The sequence below is a fragment of the Microbacterium maritypicum MF109 genome, from assembly GCF_000455825.1.
In the GTDB taxonomy this organism is placed as follows: Bacteria; Actinomycetota; Actinomycetes; order Actinomycetales; family Microbacteriaceae; genus Microbacterium; species Microbacterium maritypicum_A.
On the sequence record NZ_ATAO01000237.1, the window covers coordinates 1 to 352 of the forward strand.

Annotated in this window: 1 pseudogene; it reads right to left on the reverse strand. The window is 71.9% G+C overall.

Annotation, left to right across the window (positions count from 1 at the left end):
- Positions 1-352: pseudogene (locus tag L687_RS40140) on the reverse strand (LacI family transcriptional regulator); the annotation flags it as partial.

Genomic DNA, 352 nt, shown 5'->3' on the forward strand with positions numbered 1-352 from the left:
CACCAGCACGGTGGGCAGTCCGAGGTCGTCTAGGAAGGGCACACGCCAGTCGTCGGTGCGCAGGTCGAGCAGGAGGGCGCCGTCGGCGCGGCCGTGGGTGAGCGTGCGGTAGGCCCGTTCCTCGGCGTCGCGGTCGGGGACGACCTGGAGCAGGAGTGCCGTCTCGGTCTCGGCGAGCACCGACTCGACGCCGGCGATGAAGGCCGGGAAGAAGGAGTCGTTCGCGATGACCTGGGGGTCGCGGGCCAGCACCACGGCGACCGCGTTGGCTCGACGGGTGGCGAGTGCCCGTGCGCTCTGGCTCGGCGCCCAGTTCAGCTTCTCGGCCGCTGCGAGGACCTTCGCCTTCGTC